The following is a 20,768-nucleotide window of genomic DNA, read 5'->3' on the forward strand; positions in this document are numbered from 1 at the left end:
CGGCGCTGGCGCTCCTGGCGGGCACCTCGGCGTCGAAGCGCCGGCGCGCGACGCGCTGGCGGCTGCGGCGGTCGAACAGCTCCAGGGTCAGCGCCAGCTTCGCGCTGCCGGGCTCGCTGCCGACCTCGTGATGCAGGCTGGAGATGCCCACGGTCAGCAGCCAGTCGGCGCGCATCGGGTCGCCCAGCAGGCCCACCGCGCCGGCAATGCCGCGCGCCTCCAGGCGCTGTTGCAGCAGGCGCGGCACCTGGCGCACCGGCTGTTCGACCCAGCTGCCCTGCTGGTAGAAGGCGAACTCATGGGCTCGCTTCGAGTAGGCCATCGACACCGTGTCGGCCATCGCATTGGCCGGCAACTGCTGGATCAGCAGCGCGCCGACCAGCGGGGCGGGCAGTCGTTCGGCACTGCCGGCGCCCTCGTCATGCAGTCGGTACAGGGCCTGCAAGGGCGCATCGCCGCCGCCCACCGAGACGCAGGCGCTCAGCAGCGGCGACAGGCCCAGGCCCAGCAGCAGCCGGCGCCGCAGATGGCCTTCTTCATGGGTGGCGCTCATGGCTTTTTCTCTCCGGGGCCGAGTTGTTGTGCGCTCGGCCCCAGCAGGGCCGCGCGCGGATCGCGCAGGCGGTCGAACACGCGGGTGGCCGCGTCGATCGACAGGCGCAGCTCGGACATCGCCACGCTCAGCTGGTCGTCGACGCCGCTGGCCGTGTCCTCGAGCCGGCGCGCGGTCGCGACCGACTGGGTCTGCAACGCCTCGACCGCCTTGGCCGCCTGGTTGAGCGCCTGGCGCGCCTCGACCAGGGTGCGCTCGGTCTCGGTCAGCGTGCCGTCCAGGCGGCTGCCCATGCGCTCGACCACCGCGGTGATGCGCTCGCCCGAGCCGCTCAGCTGGGTGGCGGCCTGGCCCACGCTCTCGGCCGCCGCGCCGGTCTGCGCCAGCGTGCGATCCAGTGCGCCGAGCCGGCTGTTCAGGCCTTGCGAGAGCTGGCGCAGATTGCGTATCGTCGCCATCACCTCGTCACGGTTCTCGCTGCTGAGCAGCTGGTTGACGCTGGACAGCGTCGTCGCTGCCATCTCGCCGACCTGCTGGACCCGGCCGGTGATCACATCCAGATCGGAGCGGCCTTCCTTGATCAGCGGGACGGTCTCGCCCTCGGCCACCTGCACCAGCGGCTCGCCGGGCGGCTCGGGCGTGATCAGCGTGATCGCGGCGATGCCGGTGACGAAGTTGCGGGTCACGACGGCCACGGTGTTGGTCAATACCGGCGCGCGGCCGTCGACCCGTAGCTCGACCCGCACCCGGTTGAACTTGCTGGTGGCCAGCGAATAGTCCTCGACCCGGCCGATCTTGATGCCGCGCAGCGAGACATCGGCGCCGACCTGCAGGCCGTCCAGCGCCTGCTGCTCGAAGTGGATCGCATAGCGCTTGAAATCGCCCTGGCCGCCGACCTTGCTGAGCCACAGCACCGCGACGATCAGGGCCGCCAGCAGGGCCAGCACGATCGCGCCGACCCGGGTGTAGCGGGCTTCAGCTTCCATTGTCTTTTGCTCCTTCAACAGTAAGCCGTGCCGAGAAATACTCGCGCAGCCATTCGTCATCGATGGCCATCACCTGCTGTACCGGCCCATCGGCCAGCACCTTGGATCGGGCCAGCGCGATCAGCCGGTCGACCGAGCCCAGCAAGGTGTCCAGATCATGGGTGACGAGAAAGACCGTCAGGCCCAGATCATCGACCAGGGAGCGCACCAGGCGGTCGAAGGCGCGCGCGGTGATCGGGTCCAGCCCGGAGGTCGGCTCGTCCAGGAACAGGATCTCGGGCTCCAGCGCGATCGCGCGGGCCAGCGCCGCGCGCTTGCGCATGCCGCCCGAGAGCTCGCTGGGCATCTTGGCCCCGGCCTCCGGCGGCAGACCGGCCTGGTGCAGGCGCAGCGCGACCAGGGCGGTGATGGTGGCGGGGTCCAGCGTCGTGTGCTCGGTCAGCGGCACCGCGATGTTCTGCGCCACCGTCAGCGAGGAGAACAGCGCGCCGTCCTGGAACATCATGCCGAAGCGCCGCCGCACGGCGGCCAGCTCATCGGCTGGCGCATTCCACATCTCGGTGCCCAGCAGCCGCACCTGGCCGGCCGTCGGCCGCTGCAGGCCTATCATCTCGCGCAGCAGCACCGACTTGCCGGTGCCGCTGGCGCCAATCATGCCGACCAGGGTGCCGCGCTCGACCGTGAAGCTGACGCCTTCGTGCACCGTCTGCGCGCCAAAGCGGGTGACGATGTCGCGGACTTCGATGACGGGCTCGCTCGCCATCACCAGCCCAGGCTCTGCAAGAGGATGGCAAAGCCGGCGTCCAGCAATATCACCGCGACGATGCCCTGCACCACGGTCGAGGTGGTGGCCGCGCCGACCGCGCGAGTGTCCTTGCCCACCGTCATGCCCATGCGGGCGCCGATCACCGCGATCACCAGCGCGAACACCGGCGCCTTGGACAGGCCCACCAGCACATGGCGCAGGTCCAGCGACTCGCGCAGCCGCGCCAGAAAGGCGCCTGGCGTGATGCCCAGCATCGGATCGGCGATGGCCATTGCGCCGAGGATGCTCATCACATCGCCGACAAAGACCAGCAGCGGCAGCACCAGCATCAGGGCCAGCACGCGCGGCAGCACCAGCACCTGCATGGTCGACAGGCCCAGGGTCTGGATCGCATCGGTTTCTTCGGTCAGCCGCATCGCGCCGAGCTGGGCGGTGAAGGAGGCGCCGGAGCGGCCGGCGACGATGACCGCGACGATGATGGGCGCGAACTCGCGCGTCGCGCCGATGGCGACGCCGTCGACGACAAAGATATTGGCCCCGTACTGCTCGGCCTGCAGACCCAGCAGATAGGCGATCACGACGCCGATCAGCAGGGTCACCAGGGCCACGACTGGCACGGCATTGAGCCCCGTCTGCTCGACCTGCACGGTCAGCTCGCGCAGGCGCAACAGCTTCGGACGCCGCAGCGCCTCGCCCAGCGCCACCATCGTGGCGCCGAAGAAGTTCAGATGGCCCAGCAGCAGCGCGCGCAGGGCCAGGGTCTGGCGACCGAGCTGGGCCAGCACCGTCGGCGCGGGCGCCGCCGCCGGCGGACTGGCTGCCTGCAGATGCTCGCGCACCCGCTCGATGATGCGCGCCTGCACCTCGGCCAGGCCCTGCCAGCGCGCTTGCGGGGGCAGGGCGCGCAGCAGCACCAGCGCGGCGGCCGAGTCGATCTCGGCCAGCTCGGCCGCATCGACGCTCAGCGCCTCGGGCAACTCGTGCAGCTCACGCAAGGCCTGCTCGATCTCGGCCAGATGCACCATGCGCCAGGCACCGCGCAGCGCCAGCCGTGGCTGCGGCTCGGCGGTGTCCAGGGTGTACCAGGGGCTGGTGGGCATGCGTGAAGGGGAGGGCCGGAAGACGAGAGGCTGTCAGCATAGCCCAGGGGCATGAACCCCGAATGAAGGAAGGCCGGTTCTCGGCGCGTCCTACGGCCGATTCTCGTCGTCTCCTACAATCGTCCGCTTTTGATTGATCGCGCGCGCCTAGAGCGTCCCGGGGCAGGTCTTGCCGAGAACCGCCCCAGCCACCCACTCTGACGACACGATGAACCTGCTCGCCACGGTTGTCCTGCTTCCGCTTCTTCTCGGTACCGGCCTGTGCTTCTGGCTGGGCCGTGCCAGTTCCTTCCGTCAGGCCCCGGCCTGGGCCGCCGGCCTGATCACCGCCGCCGCGCTGGGCCTGCTCGTCTCGGCCGCACCGGCCGTGTTCGAGGGTCAGGTCTTGCTGGGCTTTGCCGAATGGGTGCCGGCCATAGGCCTGAATATCGGCTTGCGGCTCGACGGCCTGGCCCTGCTGTTCGCCGGCCTGATCACCGGCATCGGCCTGCTGATCGTGCTCTACGGCGCCTACTACCTGCACCGCGAGGACCCGGCCGGCAAGTTCTACAGCCTCTTGATGCTCTTCATGGCGGCGATGCTGGGCATCGCGCTGAGTGACAACCTGCTGCTGCTGGTGGTGTTCTGGGAGCTGACCAGCATCTCGTCCTTTCTGCTGGTGGGTTACTGGGGCCACAAGGAGGAGGCGCGCCAGGGCGCGCGCATGGCGTTGGCGGTGACCGGCGGCGGCGGCCTGGCCCTGCTGGCCGGCGTCATCGTGCTGGGCCAGATCGCCGGCACTTACGAGCTCTCTCAGATGCTCGACAAGGGCGCGCTGGTGCAGGCCGACTCTCGCTATTCGCTGGCGCTGGCCCTGATTCTGGGGGGCTGTTTCAGCAAGAGCGCCCAGCTGCCGTTTCACTTCTGGCTGCCCGAGGCGATGGCGGCACCGACGCCGGTCTCGGCCTATCTGCATTCGGCGACCATGGTCAAGGCCGGCCTGTTCCTGATGATGCGGCTGTACCCGGTGATCGGCAGTGGCTCGGCGCTGTTCGAGACGGTGGTGGCCTCGGTGGGCCTCGCGACCATGGTGTTCGCCGCCTTCGTGGCCCTCTTCAAGCATGACCTGAAGGGCTTGCTGGCCTACTCGACCATCAGCCATCTGGGCTTCATCACCTTTCTGATCGGCCTGGGCTCGCCGATGTCGGCGGTGGTCGCGGTGTTCCATATCCTGAACCACGCCAGCTTCAAGGCCGCGCTGTTCATGACGGCGGGCATCGTCGACCACGAGTGCGGCACCCGTGATATGCGCCGGCTCGGCGGCCTGATGAAAGCCATGCCCTGGGTCGGCAGCCTGGCGCTGCTGGCGGCGGCTTCGATGGCCGGCCTGCCGCCGTTCAACGGCTTTCTGTCCAAGGAGCTGATGCTGGACCAGGCCCTGCAGGCCGATTTCTGGGGTCCGCTGTCCTGGGCGATTCCGCTGCTGGCCACGCTGGGCGGGCTGTGCTCGGTGGCCTATTCGCTGCGCCTGGTCCACGATGTGTTCTTCAACGGTCCGGCGCGGGACTTGCCGAACCCGCATCCGCATGAGCCGCCGCTGGGCATGAAGGCGCCGGTGGCGCTGCTGGTCGCGATCTGTGTGGCCGTAGGCCTGGCGCCGATGTGGATTGCCGGCCCGCTGGTGCAACTGGCGGCAAGCAGCATGCTGGGCGCACCGGCGCCGGAGTTCCGCTTCGCGCTGTGGCACGGCTTCAATATTCCGCTGTTGATGAGTGCGGTCGCTGTGGCTGGTGGCGCGCTGCTGTATTTCGGGCTCAGCCATGGCGGGCGTCTGCACCGCTATCTGCCGGGGCCCTTCAGCGCCAAGGTCTTGTTCCATGCCCTCATTGACGGGCTGATCGGCTTGGCCGGGCGCGGCACCGCGCTGCTGGAAAACGGGTCGCTGCAGCGCTATGCAGCCTGGATGGTGGCGTTGGCGGTGGGCCTGTCGGTCTGGCCGATGCTGGGTCAGAACCTGAGCCAGAACCTGGGCATGGGCGAGCGCGAGCTGCTGGCCGCGCCGCCGCTGGCGGTGGGGGTGTGGCTGCTGCTGATCGTGCTGGGCGCGGCCCTGCTGGTGATGCAGCGCCAGCGCTTTGTCGCGGTGGTGCTGGTGGGCGGTGTGGGCCTGATCTGCTCGCTGGCTTTTCTGGCGCTGTCGGCGCCCGATCTGGCGCTGACCCAGCTCTCGGTTGATGTGGTCTCGACCGCGCTGCTGCTGATGGGCCTGGCCTTGCTGCCGCAGCTCAGTCCGGTCGAATCGAGCCGGCTGCGGCGCGGCCGCGATGCCTTGCTGGCCATCGCCGGCGGCGGCGGCATCGGCTGGCTGGCCTGGCTGATGCTGACCCGCAACCACGACTCGATCTCGTGGTATTTCCTGGAGCAGTCGCTACCGGGCGGCGGCGGCACGAATGCGGTCAATGTGATCCTGGTGGACTTCCGCGGCTATGACACCTTCGGCGAGATCACCGTGCTGGGCATTGCGGCGGTGGGTGTGCTGGCCCTGCTGGACGGATTTCGGGTCGCCAAGCCCAAGGCCGATACCGAGGGCCGGCCCTGGAGCTATGCGCGCGAGCCGCTGATGCTGCGGGTGGTCGCGCGCCTGGTGCTGCCGCTGGCCCTGCTGCTGTCGGCCTATATCTTCTGGCGCGGCCACAACCTGCCGGGCGGCGGCTTTGTCGCCGGCCTGGTCACCGCGGTGGCCCTGCTGCTGCAATACATGGCCCAGGGCCAGCAGCGCGCCGAGAGCCTGCTGCGCGCCGGGGGCGGGCGGCGCTTTGTGCGCTGGATAGGCGCGGGCCTGGGCATTGCCTGGCTGACCGGTGTCGGCGCCTGGCTGTTTGGCCGGCCCTTCCTGAGCAGCGCCCATGGCCACCCCACGGTACCGCTGCTCGGTGAGCTGCCGCTGGCCACGGCGGCGCTGTTCGACTTGGGGGTCTATATCACCGTGGTGGGGTCGACGCTGCTGATGCTGTCGGTGCTGGGCGCGGCGAGCAAGGCAAGCGGCACGGCCAGTGCGCGAGGGGCGAGGGCATGACGATCTCGATGGAATTTCTGCTGGCCAGCGGCATCGGCTGGGTCACCGCCTGCGGCATTTATCTGCTGCTGCGCGGGCGCAGTTTCTCGGTGGTGCTGGGCCTGAGCCTGATCGGCTATGCGGTCAATGTCTTCATCTTCGCGATGGGGCGGCTGTGGAGCGCCGTGCCGCCCATCCTCAGCGAGGGGACGGCCGTGGCCGACCCCTTGCCCCAGGCCCTGGTGCTGACGGCCATCGTGATCGGCTTTGCGACCACCGGCTTCGTGATCGAGCTGGCCTTGCGCAGCCGGCATGAGAATGACAGCGACCACGTCGATGCGCGACCCGACGCGAAAGGCGGGTCGCGATGAGCTGGATCGATCTGCATCTGCCGATACTGCCGGTGCTGCTGCCGGCCGCCACCGCCGTGCTGCTATTGCTGCTGGGGGACCATGGTGGTGATGCCGGTCACGGCCACCACAAGCTCTTGTGGGCGCGCCGCCTGGCGCTGGCCTCGACCGCGCTGGGCCTGCTGATCGCGGCCGCGCTGGTGCAGCGGGCTGCGGGCGGTGAGTTGATCGCCTACCGGGTCGGTGACTGGCCGGCGCCCTTCGGCATCATGGTGCTGGTGGACCGGCTCGGCGCGATGATGCTCTTGCTGGGGGCTTGTGTGGCCTTGCCGGTGCTCTGGTATGCCAGCGGCGGCTGGGACGCCCATGGCCGCTACTTCCATGTGCTGTTCCAGTTCCAGCTGATGGGGCTGTATGGCGCCTTCGTGACCGGCGATCTGTTCAATCTCTTTGTATTCTTCGAGGTGCTGCTGATCGCCAGCTATGTGCTGATGGTGCATGGCCAGGGGCGCGAGCGCTTCCGGGTCGGCCTGCACTATGTGGTGCTGAACCTGGCGGCCTCGGCGCTGTTCCTGATCGGCGTGGCCCTGATCTATGCGAAGACCGGCACCTTGAACCTGGCCGATCTGGCGCTGCGCGTGCCCCAGGTGGGCGCGCCAGATGCCGCCGTGCTGCGGGTCGGCGCGCTGCTGCTGCTGGTTGTGTTCGGCTTCAAGGCCGCGCTGATGCCGCTGGCGATGTGGCTGCCGGCCACCTACGCGGCGGCCAGCCCGCCGGTGGCGGCGCTGTTTGCCATCATGACCAAGGTGGGGGTGTATGCCATCGTGCGCGTGCATGGCGTGGTGTTCGGCGACAGCGGCGGCGCCACGGCGCTGACGGTGGAGCCGGTGCTGCTGCCGCTGGCGCTGGCCACCAGCGCGGTCGGCGTGATGGGCGCCTTGTCGGCTCGCACGCTGGCGCGCCTGGTGGCCTGGCTGACGGTGGCCTCGGTCGGCACCGTGCTGGCGGGCCTGGGGCTTTACGGCGCGGCGGCCTGGGGCGCGGCCTTTTATTACATGCTCAACAGCACGCTGGTGATCGCGGCGCTGTTCCTGCTGGCCGAGCTGGTGGCGGCGCAGCGCGGCGATGCCGAGGGTCAGCTGGTGCCGGCCTCGCCGCTGGCCCAGCCGACCCTGCTGGGCCTGATGATGTTGCTGGCGGCGGCCTCGACCGCCGGTCTGCCGCCGCTGCCGGGCTTCATCGGCAAGCTGATGCTGCTGGAGGCTGCCAGCGGCCATGCCTGGGTCGTCGGCTTCTGGGCCGTGGTGCTGGGGGTGGGCTTTTTCACGCTGGTGGGCCTGGCGCGCGCCGGCAGCATCCTGTTCTGGCATGTGCGCAGTGACCTGCCCGATGGCGGCCACTCGGGCAGCAGCCCCAAGCTGGTGCTGGCCACCTGCGCCTTGCTGGGCGCCAGTGTGCTGATGAGCGTGGCGGCCGCGCCGATCCAGCGCTATACCGAGGCGGCGGCGCTGCAGCTGATGGACCGGGCCGCCTATGCCCAGGCGGTGCTGGGCGAGCAGGGCGGGGCGGCGGCGCAGACGACCCGACCCTATCGGATCGACAAGCCCAAGGAGGCCCGCTGATGCCTGACAAGAAATGGCTGAGCCACCCGCTGCTGTCGCTGCTGCTGGCGGCGGTCTGGCTGCTGCTGCAGCAAAGCCTGGCCCTGCCGCAGCTGATCACCGCCGCCCTGCTGGGCCTGCTGCTGCCGCGTTTGCTGCTGGGCTTTCTGGGGCCGGCGCTGCGCCTTCGCAAGCCCGGCCTGGCGCTGCGTCTGGTGTTCATCGTGCTGTGGGACATCGTGATGTCCAATCTGGTGGTGGCGCGTCTGGTGCTGTCGCCGGCGGCCCGCCCGCAGCCGGCCTGGGTGCCGGTGCCGCTGGCGCTGCGCCAGCCGGGCGCGATCTCGCTGATGGCTTCCATCATCACGATGACGCCGGGCACGGTGTCCTGCGTGGTCGATGAAGAGCGCCACGAGATCCTGGTCCATGCACTGGACTGCAGCGACCCGCTCGCGCTGGCCGCCGAAATCAAATCGCGCTACGAGCGGCCGCTGCTGGAGATCTTCGCATGATGGAACACCTGCCTCTGATCGCCTGGGCGCTGGACTTCGCGAGCGCGGCCGTCGGCCTGGCCCTGCTGCTGTGCGGCTGGCGCTTGCTGAAGGGGCCGACGACCACCGACCGCGTGCTGGCGCTGGACACCCTGTATGTCAACGCGCTGGGCCTGGTGATCTTGATGGGCATACGCCAGGCCAGCGAGCTGCTGTTCGAAGCGGCGCTGCTGATCGCGCTGCTGGGCTTTGCCTCGACCGTGGCGCTGGCGCGCTATCTGAGTCGTGGCGATGTGATGGAGTGATGACGATGAACGAGCTGCATTGGACCTTGCAAGCCCTGGTCGCCGCACTGCTGGTGATAGGCGGGGTGTTTTCGCTGGTGGGCGCGATCGGCCTGCTGCGCTTCCCGGACTTCTTCATGCGCCTGCATGCGCCGACCAAGGCCAGCACGCTGGGCGTTGGCGGCGTGCTGCTGGCCAGCCTGGTGATCCACTGGGCCCAGGGTGATCACGGCCTGCACGAGCTGCTGATCACGCTGTTCATCTTCATCACCGCGCCGGTCTCGGCCAATCTGCTGGCCAAGGCGGCGCTGCATCAGCGCCAACCGTCCAAGGCCGAGCTGCCGGCCGATCAGCCGCAGCCCTGAGCGGGGTCAGTGCTTGCCCGAGGCGCTGTGATTGGCGTTGAGCAGCTTGTCGGTGTAGGCGATCGCGATGGCCGAGAACAGGAAGGCGATGTGGATCAGGGTCTGCCACATCAAGGTCTTCTCGGTGTAGTTGTCGGCATTGATGAAGGTCTTCAGCAGATGGATCGACGAGATGCCGATGATGGCGGTGGCCAGCTTGACCTTCAGCACCGAGGCATTGACATGGCTCAACCACTCGGGCTGATCGGGGTGGTCTTCCAGGCCCATGCGCGAGACAAAGGTCTCGTAGCCGCCGATGATCACCATGATCAGCAGATTGGAGATCATCACGACGTCGATCAGGCCCAGCACGACCAGCATCAGAATGGTTTCATTGAGCTTGGCGATCGGCTCGTAACCGGTCACCACGCCGGCCGCATCCTTGATCACGGTGGCCTTGTAGCCAATGCTCTTGACCAGCATGGCCAGCGCGTCCTGGTTGCCGAAGGCCGCCTCGATCAGGTGCACCAGCTCGGTCCAGAACTGGAAGACATAGACGCCCTGGGCCAGGATCAGGCCCAGGTAGAGCGGCAGCTGCAGCCCGCGGCTGGCAAAGATCAGATTGGGCCGGGGGCGCAGACGGCGTGTGCTCATGGGGGACGGCTCAAGGGTTCGGTAGCGGGCGATTCTAGGGCCCCGGGGTGAACCCGCATCGCGGGCCGATCACGCCCGGTTACGGGGTTAGAGTAAGCGCTTCGTCAGAGACTGCACGCACAGTCCTGATCCAGCGATCAGCGATCTTGGATGCCCGAGGAGACATAGCGATGACACAGAGTCACAAGCAATACCTGCCCAGCGCCGACTGGCAGGCCCAGGCCCATGTCAAAGGCATGGCCGGCTACCAGGCCCTGGTGGCCGAGGCCGAGGCCGATTACCAGGGCTTCTGGGCCCGCCAGGCGCGCGAGCTGATCAGCTGGCAGACGCCCTTCACCCAGGTGCTCAATGACAGCGAGGCGCCGTTCTTCAAGTGGTTCGAGGACGGCCGGCTCAACGTCTCCTACAACTGCCTGGACCGCAATATCGAGGCCGGCCTGGGCGACAAGACCGCGATCATTTTCGAGGCCGACAACGGCGATGTCACCAAGGTCAGTTACAGCGAGTTGCTGGCCCGCGTGTCCCAGCTGGCCAATGCGCTGAAGAGCCGTGGCGTCAAGAAGGGCGACCGGGTCGTCATCTATATGCCGATGTCGGTCGAGGGAGTGGCCGCGATGCAGGCCTGCGCCCGCATCGGCGCGACGCACTCGGTGGTGTTCGGCGGCTTCTCGGCGCAGAGCCTGCGCGATCGCATCCAGGATGCCGGCGCGGTGATGCTGATCACCGCCGACGAACAGCAGCGCGGCGGCAAGGCGCTGCCGCTGAAGGCCATCGTCGACGAGGCCCTGGCCGACAACAGCTGTCCGAGCCTGAAGGATGTGATCGTCTACAAGCGCACCGGCGGCGCGATCGGCTGGGTTGCCGGCCGCGACCAGTGGCTGCACGAGATCGTGGCGGGCCAGTCCAGCGACTGCGCGCCCGAGTGGGTCGAGGCCGAGCACCCGCTGTTCCTGCTCTACACCTCGGGCTCGACCGGCAAGCCCAAGGGCGTGCAGCACAGCACCGGCGGCTATCTGCTGCATGCGGCGCTGACGACCAAGTGGACCTTCGATCTGAAGCCCGACGACATCTTCTGGTGCACCGCCGACATCGGCTGGGTCACCGGCCACACCTATATCACCTATGGCCCGCTGGCCCTGGGCGGCACCGAGATCGTGTTCGAGAGCATCCCGACCTTCCCGGATGCCGGCCGCTTCTGGCAGATGATCGAGAAACACAAGGTCACGATCTTCTACACCGCGCCCACCGCGATCCGCTCGCTGATCAAGGCGGCCGAGAGCAACGAGGCCGTGCACCCGAAGCGTTATGACCTGAGCAGCCTGCGCCTGCTCGGCTCGGTCGGCGAGCCGATCAACCCCGCCGCCTGGGAGTGGTACCACGCGAACATCGGCGGCGGCCGCTGCCCCATCGTCGACACCTTCTGGCAGACCGAGACCGGCGGCCACATGATCACGCCGCTGCCGGGCGCCACACCGCTGGTGCCGGGCTCCTGCACCTTGCCCTTCCCGGGCATCACGGCCGCCATCGTCGACGAGCTGGGCAACGACGTGCCCAACGGGCAGGGCGGCATCCTGGTCGTCAAGAAGCCCTGGCCCTCGATGATCCGCACCATCTGGGGCGACCCGGAGCGCTTCAAGAAGAGCTACTACCCGGCCGAGCTCAAGGGCTATTACCTGGCGGGCGACGGTGCGATCCGCGATGCCGAAACCGGCTACTTCACGATCACCGGTCGTATCGACGATGTCCTGAACGTGTCCGGCCACCGCATGGGCACGATGGAAATCGAATCGGCCCTGGTCAGCTGCACCGAGCTAGTGGCCGAGGCCGCGGTGGTCGGCCGCCCGGACGACACCACTGGCGAGGCGATCTGCGCCTTTGTCGTGCTCAAGCGCCCGCGCCCGAGCGGCGACGAGGCCAAGGCCATCGCCAAGCAGCTGCGCGACCATGTGGCCAAGGAGATCGGCCCGATCGCCAAGCCCAAGGACATCCGCTTCGGCGACAACCTACCCAAGACCCGCAGCGGCAAGATCATGCGCCGCCTGCTGCGCTCGGTGGCCAAGGGCGAGAGCGTCACGCAGGACACCTCGACGCTGGAAAATCCCGCGATTCTTGAGCAGTTGGGGCAGGCCTATTGAGCACCGAGCAGCGCGTTCTCGCCCATCTGGAGTCCTGGCGCCGGCGCGGCTGTCTGCAGGGCAGCGTCGCGTTGTTCGCGCCGGATGGCAGGGTGGTCGAGGCCTCGGGCGGGCTGGCTGATCCTGCCCACGGCATTGCGAACGGTGCGCAGACGCGCTACCGGATCGGTTCCTTGAGCAAAAGCTTTACCGCGGCCGCAGTGCTGCAGCTCGTCGATGCCGGCCATCTGGCGCTGGACACGCCGCTGGCGCGCTTCCTTCCGACGCTGCCGAACGCCCGCGAGATCACGGTGCTGCAGCTACTGCGGCATCGTGCCGGCCTGGCCAACTTCACCGCCGCGCCGGACTACTGGCCGCTGCGCATGCGCCTGCCGCAACAGCCGGCCGAGCTGATCGCCTGGGCCGGCGCGCTGCCGCCGGTCGCTCCACCCGATAGCGGCGAGACCTATAGCAATACCGGCTATCTGCTGCTGGCCGCCATCGTCGAACAGCTCGCCGGCCAGGACTTCGACAGCTATCGCCGCGAGCGCCTGTTCGAGCCGCTGGGCCTGAGCAGCCTGGTCGTCGACGATGGCCGCCGCCTGATCACCGACGCCGCCCGCGGCCTGCATCACGACGGCAGTTGGGCTTATGCCGAGCCGATGGACATGAGCGTGGCCTGGGGGGTGTTCGATCTGGTCGCCACGGCCGGCGATATCGGGCGCTGGCTGGTGGCGTTGCAGGCCGGGCTGGTGCTGTCGGCCCGCTCCACCGCGTTGATGCTGGATGTCGAGGAGCGCGACATGGCCTGCGGTTTTTGCGTCGGTCGCTGGACGCTGGCTGGGCGTGAGCGGCGGCTGGCCCAGCATTTCGGCGATGTCAACGGCTTCTTCGCCTATATGAGTGTGCTGCCAGGCGGCGGCGCGGTCGTGGTACTGGCCAATGCCTTCGGGCTGCCGGTCGAGCGACTGGCACGCGAGCTGGCCCAGCTTGCGGCCGGCGACCAGCCGGCAGCGCTGCTGAGGCCCAGCGCGACCGCGCCTGCCGTCTTCGCCAGCGGCCGCTACCGGGCCGAGGATGGCTCGGTGCTGGAGATCCTGCGCCACGGCGGCACGGTCAGCCTGCGCAGCACGCGGCGTTATGGGGTCACGATGTGCTGTCCGCTGTTCCGGGCCGACGATGCCGCTGCCGCGGCTGTCAGTCTGGTGCTGCCCGAGACGCTGGAGGCGAGCACGGCCGGTTGTCTGCGCTGGACCGATGCCGAGGGGCGGATCCGCGAGCTGTTTCCGGTCTAGACAGGCTTCAAAAACAAAGCCCCGCAGTGCGGGGCTTTTTTCATGACGCTTGGACGACGATCACTTGACCGTCATCACCCACTTGGCCAGCTCCTCGGCCTCGGCCGGATTGACCTGGGCATTGGCGGGCATGGGCACAGGGCCCCAGACGCCGGAGCCGCCCTTGATGATCTTTTCGGCCAGCTTCTTGACGGCGTCCTTGTCCTTGGCGTACTTGGCCGCGACGTCCTTGTAGGACGGGCCGACCAGCTTCTTGTCGGTCGCATGGCAGGCCATGCAGTTCTTCTTCTGTGCCAGTTCGGCGTTGGCAAAAGCGGCCGGGGCGGCCAGGGTGGCGGCCAGCGTGGCCAGGGCAATCAGAGAGGACTTCATGGTTTCCTTTCGGCTCAACAATCTCTAAGGGCTGGTCGGTGCAATCTGCACTACAGTGCTGACAGCATAGCCCCGCCAGCGATTTTATGGGGCGGCATGGATCAAAGGAGTCGTGTGATGTTGTTGATGGCCGTCGGTGTCGTGCTCTTGCTGCTCAAGCTGGTGGGCGTGGCGCCGGTCAGCGAGTGGAGCTGGCTCTGGGTGCTGGCGCCCTTCGGCCTGGCCGTGCTGTGGTGGCTCTGGGCCGATGCCAGCGGCTACACGCAGAAAAAGGCCATGCAGCGCATGGACCAGCGCAAGGAAGCGCGCCGCGAGCGCTCGCTCGAAGCGCTGGGCCAGAGCGAGAAGCAGCGCCGCAAATAGCCGGCGCCGCTTTTTTCTACACTTCTTTACTCGAACAGGTCGAGCACCGCACCGGAGCTGGCGCTCGACGCGGTCTTCGCGAACTTGGCCAGCACACCGCGGGTGTAGCGCGGCGCCGGCTGCTTCCACAGCGTCTTGCGGCGCGCCAGCTCGGCGGCATCCACATGCAGCTCCAGCTTGAGCTGGTGGGCGTCGATCGTGATGCTGTCGCCTTCCTGCACCAGCGCGATCACACCGCCCTCAAACGCCTCGGGCGCCACATGGCCGACCACCATGCCCCAGGTGCCGCCGGAGAAGCGGCCGTCGGTGATCAGGCCCACGCTCTCGCCCAGACCCTGGCCGATCAGCGCGCCGGTCGGGGCCAGCATCTCGGGCATGCCCGGGCCGCCCTTGGGGCCCAGATAACGCAGCACCATGATGTCGCCGGCCACGATCTTGTTGGCCATGATGGCGGCCAGGGCCGATTGCTCGTCCTCGAAGACCCGGGCCGGGCCGGTCATCACCGGGGTCTTCAGGCCGGTGATCTTGGCGACCGCGCCCTCGGGCGAGAGATTGCCCTTCAGGATGGCCAGATGGCCCTGGGCGTAGATCGGCGCGCTGACGTCGCGGATCACGGCCTGGTCGGCGCGCAGCTCGGGCACCTCGGCCAGGTTCTCGGCCACGGTCTTGCCGGTGATCGTGATGCAGTCGCCATGCAGCAGGCCGGCCTTCAGCAGCACCTTCATCACGGCCGGGATGCCACCGGCCTTGTGCAGGTCCACCGCCAGGAACTGGCCGCTGGGCTTCAGGTCGCACAGCACCGGAATCTTCTTGCGCATGCGCTCGAAGTCATCGATGGTCCACTCGACCTCGGCCGCATGGGCGATGGCCAGGAAATGCAGCACCGCATTGGTCGAGCCGCCGGTGGCCATGATGACGGCGACCGCATTCTCGATGGCCTTCTTGGTGACGATGTCGCGCGGCTTCAGGTCGGCCTTGACGGCCTCGACCAGATAGTTCGCTGCCCGCTTGGTGTTCTCGACCACCTCGTCCTCGACATTGGACATCGACGAGGAGTAGGGCAGGCTCATGCCCAGTGCCTCGAAGGCCGAGCTCATGGTGTTGGCCGTGTACATGCCGCCGCAGGAGCCGCTGCCGGGGATGGCGCGCTTCTCGATCTGGCAGAAGTCCTCTTCGCTCATCTTGCCGGCGCTGAACTGGCCGACCGCCTCGAACACGCTGACGATGTTCAGGTCCTGGCCCTTGTAGTGGCCCGGCTTGATGGTGCCGCCGTAGATATAGATGGCCGGCACATTGGCGCGCAGCATGCCCATCATGCCGCCGGGCATGTTCTTGTCGCAGCCGCCGATCACCATCACGCCGTCCAGCCACTGGCCGCCGACGCAGGTCTCCACGCAGTCGGAGATCACCTCGCGCGAGACCAGCGAGTACTTCATGCCCTCGGTGCCCATGGCCATGCCGTCCGAGATGGTCGGTGTGCCGAAGATCTGCGGGTTGGCGCCGGCGGCCTTCAGGCCGATCACGGCGGCATCGGCCAGCTTTTGCAGGCCGGAGTTGCAGGGCGTGATCGTCGAATGGCCGTTGGCGATGCCAATCATCGGCTTGCCGAAATCGCTCTCCTGGTAGCCCATGCCGTAGTACATGGAGCGGTTCGGGGCGCGGGCCACACCCTCGGTGATGTTCTTGGAACGACGGTTGATCGCTGACATGGGTGTCTCCTCAGAATTGCTGCAGTTTGCGCGGCCGGTGATCGTTTATCAAATATATTATTCAATGATGATTGATATGTACTGAAGAAATGATTGAGCTCAGAAGCCTGCGCCAGTTCCTTGCCGTTGCGGAGGAGTTGCACTTCGGCCGGGCGGCCTTGCGCCTGCACATGACCCAGCCGCCGCTGACCCAGGCGATCCAGAAGCTGGAGCAGGCGCTGGGCGCGCCGCTGTTCGAGCGCAGCAGCCGCTCGGTGCGGCTTAGCCCGGCCGGCGAGGCCTTGCTGCCGCAGGCGCGGCGCCTGCTGCTGGAGGCCGAGCAACTGGGCACCCTGGTGCGCGCGGCCGCCGAGGGCCAGCGCGGCCGGGTGCGCCTGGGCTTTGTCTCGACCGTCGGTTTCGGCGAGCTGCCGCGCTGGCTGCGCGCTTTCCGCGAGCAGCAGCCCGACATCCTGCTGAGTCTGCGCGAGGCCACGCTGGATGTGCAGCTGCAGCAGTTTGCCGGAGAGGATCTGGACGCCGGCTTCGTGATCCATGCGCCGGGCGCCTTGCCGGTCGGCTTCGAGGCCCTGGGCATCGCCCGCGAGCCCATGGTGCTGGCGCTCAGCGCCGAGGAGGCGCTGGCCGCCAAAGCGCAGCTGGCGGCCGCCGATATCCTGCCGCTGCCGCTGGTGATCTTCCCGCGACAAATAGCGCCCTCGCTGTTCGATGGGGTGCTGGCCTTCTACCGCGATCAGCAGGCCGCCCCGGTGATCGCCCAGGAGGCGATCCAGATGCAGACCATCGTCAACCTGGTCTCCGCCGGCATGGGCGCGGCCTGGGTGCCGGAGTCGGTGATGGGCTTGCAGCGCAGCGGCGTGGTCTACAAGCGCGTGGCCGGCAGGGTGCCGGTCTGCGAGACCAGCCTGATCTGGCGCCCCGATTCCGGGCCGGCGGTGCGCCGCTTTGTCCAGCATATCCAGGCATGTCTGGCCCGCCCACTATGATGCGCGGCTTGCTTCAAGAGGTGCTTACGCCATGCTGGTCCACCCCCAGTTCGACCCCATCGCCATCAGCCTCGGCCCGCTGGCCGTGCATTGGTACGGCCTGACCTATCTGGCCGCCTTCGGCCTGTTCCTCTGGCTGGCCAATCTGAAAGTGCGCCAGCCGCAGTTCGCGGCGGCCGGCTGGGCCAAGCGCGATGTCGACGATCTGCTGTTCTTCGGCGTGCTGGGCGTGGTGCTGGGCGGGCGGCTGGGCTATGTGCTGTTCTACAAGCCCGACTACTACCTGCACCACCTCGGCGAGGTGCTGGCGGTCTGGAAGGGCGGCATGGCCTTTCATGGTGGTCTGCTCGGTGTGCTGGTCGCGATGGCGCTGTTTGCCAGGCTGCGCGGCCGCAAGTTCTTCGAGGTCACCGACCTGATCGCGCCCTGCGTGCCCACCGGTCTGGCGGCCGGGCGCATCGGCAACTTCATCAATGGCGAGCTGTGGGGCCGGGCGGCCGACCCCAGCCTGCCCTGGGCGATGATCTTTCCGCAGGCCGGCGATGGCGGCGTGCCGCGCCATCCCTCGCAGCTCTACCAGTTCCTCGGCGAAGGCCTGCTGCTTTTCGTCGTGCTGTGGTTCTATGCGAAGAAGCCGCGCGCGACCGGCCAGGTGTCCGGCGTCTTCCTGATCGGCTATGGGCTGATGCGTTTCCTGGCCGAGTTCTTCCGCGAGCCGGACGACTTCCTGGGCCTGCGGGCTTTCAATCTGAGTCAGGGACAATGGCTGTCGCTGCCGATGATTGCGGCCGGTGTGCTGATCTGGCTCTGGGCCAGCCGCCGCCAAGCCAACTGAGTTTTCTTCATGCGTCAAATCTTCTTCGATACCGAAACCACCGGCCTGTATGCCGAGGGCGGCGACCGTCTGGTTGAAATCGGCTGCGTCGAGATGGTCAACCGCCAGCTCACCGGCAACAACCTGCACATCTACGTCAACCCCGAGCGCGCCAGCCACGAGGAAGCGCTGAAGGTGCACGGGCTGACCGAGGACTTCCTCTCGACCAAGCCCAAGTTCGCCGAGGTGGCCGATCAGCTGCTGGACTTCCTGGCCGGCGCCCAGCTGGTGATCCACAACGCGCCTTTCGACATCGGCTTCGTCAATGCCGAACTCAAGCGCCTGAAGAAGCCGCCGATCACCGACCATGTCGGCAGCGTGCTCGACACCTTGCTGATGGCGCGCGATATGTTCCCCGGCAAGGCCAATTCGCTGGACGCGCTGTGCCGGCGCCTGGAAGTCGACAACTCCAGCCGCACCTTGCACGGCGCCTTGCTCGATGCCGAGCTGCTGGCCGAGGTCTATATCCGCCTGACCCGCGGGCAGGATTCGCTGGTGATCGACGAGGGTGGCAGCAGCCATTCGAACCAGCCGGGCGAGCTGCGGGTCGAGGCGGTCGATCTGAGCCGTTTCGCGCTGCCGGTGCTGCAGGCCAGCGAGGCCGAGTTGCAAGCCCATGACAAGGTGCTGGCCGAACTCGACAAGGCCAGCGGCGGCAAAAGAATCTGGCAAGCGGCTTGATTTCCACGATAAAGCCATGGCATAATCGCGGGCTTGCCGGTTAACGAATTCTTCTAAGAGTTTGTTGAACGACCAGACCGGGCGGTTAGCTCAGCGGTAGAGCACTGCCTTCACACGGCAGGGGTCGCAGGTTCGAACCCTGCACCGCCCACCAGAAGATTGAATGACTCCGGCAATCGTATCGGGGTCACCCATTCTGAACCGGTCGTTGCGCCCCAGATACCGGGCGGTTAGCTCAGCGGTAGAGCACTGCCTTCACACGGCAGGGGTCGCAGGTTCGAACCCTGCACCGCCCACCAGAATATTGAATGACTCCGGCAATCGTATCGGGGTCACCCATTCTGAACCGGTCGTTGCGCCCCAGATACCGGGCGGTTAGCTCAGCGGTAGAGCACTGCCTTCACACGGCAGGGGTCGCAGGTTCGAACCCTGCACCGCCCACCAGAATATTGAATGACTCCGGCAATCGTATCGGGGTCACCCATTCTGAACCGGTCGTTGCGCCCCAGATACCGGGCGGTTAGCTCAGCGGTAGAGCACTGCCTTCACACGGCAGGGGTCGCAGGTTCGAACCCTGCACCGCCCACCAGATCAAGCCCCCGAAGTCATCGACTTCGGGGGCTTTTTTCTTGGGCTGCGCGCCCTCATGCCGGCCGCAACCGTCCCGTGCCCTGGCACTGCGGCGCCGAGCAGTAGCCATACAGGGCCAGTGCATGATCCTGCAGCTCGAAGCCGTGGCGCAGCGCGATCTCGCGCTGGCGCTGCTCGATCTCCTCGTCGACGAACTCCTCGACCCGGCCGCAGTTCAGGCAGACCAGATGGTCGTGGTGGCTGCCCTCGTCAAGCTCGAACACCGCCTTGCCGGGCTCGAAGTGATGACGCGACAGCAGGCCGGCCTGGGCAAACTGCATCAGCACGCGGTAGACGGTGGCCAGGCCGATGTCGGCACCCTCGGCCAGCAAGGCCTTGTAGACGTCCTCGGCGCTCAGATGGCGCTGGGCGGTGCGCTGGAAGATGCGCAGGATCTTGATGCGCGGCACGGTGGCCTTGAGGCCCATCGACTGGATGTCGGCGATATGGTCGGAAGCGGCGGTCATGCGGGCTAGGGGCTCAGTGCAGCGTGCGGGCGGGGCTGGTATGCAGCTCGGCGTAGCATTCCGTGCACAGGCAGCGCTGCAGCTCGGCATGGGCACCGTGCTGGGCCTCGAAGCGCAGCAGCGCGGCCTGGGTCTCGCGCAGGTGTCGCGTCGCGGCCTCGCGCAGCGAGACATGCAGGCCGCTGTTGCGGCTGGCCCGCAGCAGGCTGGCGTGCACGCTGGCCAGCAGCTCGGCGGCCTCGTCCAGCGCGCCGGCGCGGGCCTGGGCCTCGGCCAGGTTCAAGGTGCTGACGACCACGGCGGCCACCGCGTCCTCGCCGTCCGGCCAGTCGTTGAAGCAGGCCAGCGCGAGGCTGCGCGCCTGCTCGTAGGCCAGGATGGCACGCAGATGCTCGCCGCGCTCGAACAGCGCGTTGCCCTGCAAGGTCAGCTGGGTCCAGGNGCCTCGGCCAGGTTCAAGGTGCTGACGACCACGGCGGCCACCGCGTCCTCGCCGTCCGGCCAGTCGTTGAAGCAGGCCAGCGCGAGGCTGCGCGCCTGCTCGTAGGCCAGGATGGCACGCAGATGCTCGCCGCGCTCGAACAGCGCGTTGCCCTGCAAGGTCAGCTGGGTCCAGGTATTGGGGGTGGCTTGGTTCATGGTTGTGGCTTGGTTGACTTATCCCAGGGCGGTGTCGAGCACCATCATCAGCACGAAGCCGATCAGCAGGCCGGTCGTGGCATGGCGCTCATGGCCCTGGCGGTGCGATTCGGGGATGACCTCGTGGCTGACGACAAAGAGCATCGCGCCGGCCGCGAAGGCCAGGCCCCAGGGCAGCAGCGCCGCGCTGAGGCCCAGCAGCGTGGCACCAACCACGGCGGCCAGCGGCTCCACCAGCCCCGAGGCCGCGCCGATGCCCGCCGCCCGCCAGCGGCCGACGCCCAGGCTTTGCAGCGCCAGCGCCACCACCAGACCCTCGGGCACGTCCTGGATCGCGATGCCGGTGGCCAGCGCGGTGGCGCGGGCCGCGTCAGTGCCGGCCGCTGCAACGCCGATGGCCAGGCCCTCGGGGATGTTGTGCAGCACGATGGCGATGACGAACAGCCACAGGCCGCGCTCGCGGCGCGGCTCGCCG

22 protein-coding genes and 4 tRNA genes are annotated in these 20,768 nt (G+C 67.8%); 16 read left to right on the forward strand and 10 right to left on the reverse strand.

Annotation, left to right across the window (positions count from 1 at the left end; genetic code table 11):
- From PO768_RS21120 to PO768_RS21135, 4 genes are all read right to left on the reverse strand, one after another.
- The coding region (locus tag PO768_RS21120) for an ABC-type transport auxiliary lipoprotein family protein (protein ID WP_272647635.1) at positions 1 to 553 on the reverse strand (553 nt) is incomplete at its 3' end.
- Positions 550 to 1,539, reverse strand: a complete 990-nt coding sequence (locus PO768_RS21125; RefSeq protein WP_269840293.1) for an MlaD family protein — start codon at positions 1,537 to 1,539, stop codon at positions 550 to 552. The genes PO768_RS21125 and PO768_RS21120, both read right to left, overlap by 4 nt.
- On the reverse strand, positions 1,529 to 2,302 hold the full coding sequence (locus PO768_RS21130) for an ABC transporter ATP-binding protein (RefSeq protein ID WP_272647636.1): 774 nt from the start codon (positions 2,300 to 2,302) through the stop codon (positions 1,529 to 1,531). The genes PO768_RS21125 and PO768_RS21130 overlap by 11 nt, the downstream gene beginning before the upstream one ends.
- Positions 2,302 to 3,405 (reverse strand): MlaE family ABC transporter permease, encoded by a 1,104-nt coding sequence (locus PO768_RS21135; RefSeq protein ID WP_272647637.1) that lies wholly within the window; start codon positions 3,403 to 3,405, stop codon positions 2,302 to 2,304. The genes PO768_RS21130 and PO768_RS21135 overlap by 1 nt, the downstream gene beginning before the upstream one ends.
- Before the next feature lie 208 nt (positions 3,406 to 3,613).
- On the opposite strand from PO768_RS21135, the gene PO768_RS21140 reads away from it, so the two are divergent.
- The 6 genes from PO768_RS21140 to PO768_RS21165 are packed head-to-tail and all read left to right on the forward strand — an operon-like array spanning position 3,614 to position 9,530.
- Positions 3,614 to 6,460 (forward strand): monovalent cation/H+ antiporter subunit A, encoded by a 2,847-nt coding sequence (locus PO768_RS21140; protein WP_272647638.1) that lies wholly within the window; start codon positions 3,614 to 3,616, stop codon positions 6,458 to 6,460.
- Positions 6,461 to 6,468: 8 nt separating this feature from the next.
- A complete protein-coding gene (locus PO768_RS21145; protein WP_262970735.1) occupies positions 6,469 to 6,810 on the forward strand; it encodes a Na+/H+ antiporter subunit C in 342 nt (113 codons plus the stop codon).
- Positions 6,807 to 8,411, forward strand: a complete 1,605-nt coding sequence (locus PO768_RS21150) for a monovalent cation/H+ antiporter subunit D (RefSeq protein WP_272647639.1) — start codon at positions 6,807 to 6,809, stop codon at positions 8,409 to 8,411. The genes PO768_RS21145 and PO768_RS21150 overlap by 4 nt, the downstream gene beginning before the upstream one ends.
- Entirely contained in the window at positions 8,411 to 8,902 is a 492-nt protein-coding gene (locus PO768_RS21155; protein WP_269840286.1) for a Na+/H+ antiporter subunit E, read from the forward strand. The genes PO768_RS21150 and PO768_RS21155 overlap by 1 nt, the downstream gene beginning before the upstream one ends.
- Positions 8,899 to 9,186 (forward strand): K+/H+ antiporter subunit F, encoded by a 288-nt coding sequence (locus tag PO768_RS21160; RefSeq protein WP_440401859.1) that lies wholly within the window; start codon positions 8,899 to 8,901, stop codon positions 9,184 to 9,186. The genes PO768_RS21155 and PO768_RS21160 overlap by 4 nt, the downstream gene beginning before the upstream one ends.
- Positions 9,187 to 9,191: 5 nt before the next feature.
- Positions 9,192 to 9,530, forward strand: coding sequence for a Na+/H+ antiporter subunit G (locus PO768_RS21165; protein ID WP_272647640.1), 339 nt, complete (start codon positions 9,192 to 9,194; stop codon positions 9,528 to 9,530).
- A gap of 6 nt (positions 9,531 to 9,536) precedes the next feature.
- Here the strand turns inward: PO768_RS21165 and PO768_RS21170 are convergent, their stop codons facing one another.
- On the reverse strand, positions 9,537 to 10,163 hold the full coding sequence (locus PO768_RS21170; RefSeq protein WP_272647641.1) for a TIGR00645 family protein: 627 nt from the start codon (positions 10,161 to 10,163) through the stop codon (positions 9,537 to 9,539).
- A gap of 170 nt (positions 10,164 to 10,333) precedes the next feature.
- Between PO768_RS21170 and acs the strand changes: the two genes are divergently transcribed.
- Entirely contained in the window at positions 10,334 to 12,298 is a 1,965-nt protein-coding gene (gene acs, locus PO768_RS21175; protein ID WP_272647642.1) for an acetate--CoA ligase, read from the forward strand.
- The gene (locus PO768_RS21180) at positions 12,295 to 13,572 is read left to right on the forward strand and encodes a serine hydrolase domain-containing protein (protein WP_272647643.1); all 1,278 of its coding nucleotides are present in this window, start codon (positions 12,295 to 12,297) and stop codon (positions 13,570 to 13,572) included. Before acs ends, PO768_RS21180 begins: the two co-directional genes overlap by 4 nt.
- A gap of 60 nt (positions 13,573 to 13,632) precedes the next feature.
- Here PO768_RS21180 and PO768_RS21185 read toward each other — a convergent pair whose 3' ends face one another.
- Positions 13,633 to 13,944 carry a c-type cytochrome gene (locus PO768_RS21185; protein WP_137942005.1) on the reverse strand — a complete coding sequence of 104 codons (312 nt, stop codon included), beginning with the start codon at positions 13,942 to 13,944 and terminating at the stop codon, positions 13,633 to 13,635.
- Between the two features lie 117 nt (positions 13,945 to 14,061).
- Between PO768_RS21185 and PO768_RS21190 the strand changes: the two genes are divergently transcribed.
- On the forward strand, positions 14,062 to 14,307 hold the full coding sequence (locus tag PO768_RS21190) for a TIGR04438 family Trp-rich protein (protein WP_262970470.1): 246 nt from the start codon (positions 14,062 to 14,064) through the stop codon (positions 14,305 to 14,307).
- A 26-nt stretch (positions 14,308 to 14,333) separates the two neighbouring features.
- On the opposite strand, the gene ilvD is transcribed toward PO768_RS21190, so the two are convergent.
- Positions 14,334 to 16,016, reverse strand: coding sequence for a dihydroxy-acid dehydratase (ilvD, locus tag PO768_RS21195; protein WP_137942007.1), 1,683 nt, complete (start codon positions 16,014 to 16,016; stop codon positions 14,334 to 14,336).
- Positions 16,017 to 16,105: 89 nt separating this feature from the next.
- Between ilvD and PO768_RS21200 the strand changes: the two genes are divergently transcribed.
- From PO768_RS21200 to PO768_RS21230, 7 genes are all read left to right on the forward strand, one after another.
- Positions 16,106 to 17,002, forward strand: a complete 897-nt coding sequence (locus tag PO768_RS21200) for a LysR family transcriptional regulator (RefSeq protein ID WP_272647644.1) — start codon at positions 16,106 to 16,108, stop codon at positions 17,000 to 17,002.
- Positions 17,003 to 17,033: 31 nt separating this feature from the next.
- The gene (gene lgt, locus PO768_RS21205; protein WP_137942009.1) at positions 17,034 to 17,837 is read left to right on the forward strand and encodes a prolipoprotein diacylglyceryl transferase; all 804 of its coding nucleotides are present in this window, start codon (positions 17,034 to 17,036) and stop codon (positions 17,835 to 17,837) included.
- Positions 17,838 to 17,846: 9 nt separating this feature from the next.
- Positions 17,847 to 18,557, forward strand: coding sequence for a DNA polymerase III subunit epsilon (gene dnaQ, locus PO768_RS21210; protein WP_272647645.1), 711 nt, complete (start codon positions 17,847 to 17,849; stop codon positions 18,555 to 18,557).
- Positions 18,558 to 18,636: 79 nt separating this feature from the next.
- Positions 18,637 to 18,711 (forward strand) — tRNA-Val (locus PO768_RS21215).
- 70 nt (positions 18,712 to 18,781) lie between these two features.
- Positions 18,782 to 18,856 (forward strand) — tRNA-Val (locus PO768_RS21220).
- A 70-nt stretch (positions 18,857 to 18,926) separates the two neighbouring features.
- Positions 18,927 to 19,001, forward strand: a tRNA-Val gene (locus tag PO768_RS21225).
- A 70-nt stretch (positions 19,002 to 19,071) separates the two neighbouring features.
- Positions 19,072 to 19,146: transfer RNA gene (locus tag PO768_RS21230), tRNA-Val, on the forward strand.
- A 55-nt stretch (positions 19,147 to 19,201) separates the two neighbouring features.
- On the opposite strand, the gene fur is transcribed toward PO768_RS21230, so the two are convergent.
- The 3 genes from fur to PO768_RS21245 form a co-directional block, all read right to left on the reverse strand.
- The gene (fur, locus tag PO768_RS21235; RefSeq protein WP_272647646.1) at positions 19,202 to 19,654 is read right to left on the reverse strand and encodes a ferric iron uptake transcriptional regulator; all 453 of its coding nucleotides are present in this window, start codon (positions 19,652 to 19,654) and stop codon (positions 19,202 to 19,204) included.
- Between the two features lie 13 nt (positions 19,655 to 19,667).
- Positions 19,668 to 20,078, reverse strand: a complete 411-nt coding sequence (locus PO768_RS21240) for a hypothetical protein (RefSeq protein WP_272647647.1) — start codon at positions 20,076 to 20,078, stop codon at positions 19,668 to 19,670.
- A 233-nt stretch (positions 20,079 to 20,311) separates the two neighbouring features.
- Positions 20,312 to 20,768: ZIP family metal transporter (locus tag PO768_RS21245; RefSeq protein ID WP_272647648.1), on the reverse strand; the 457-nt coding region annotated here is incomplete at its 5' end.

The organism is Paucibacter sp. XJ19-41, assembly GCF_028462495.1.
GTDB lineage: Bacteria > Pseudomonadota > Gammaproteobacteria > Burkholderiales > Burkholderiaceae_C > Roseateles_E.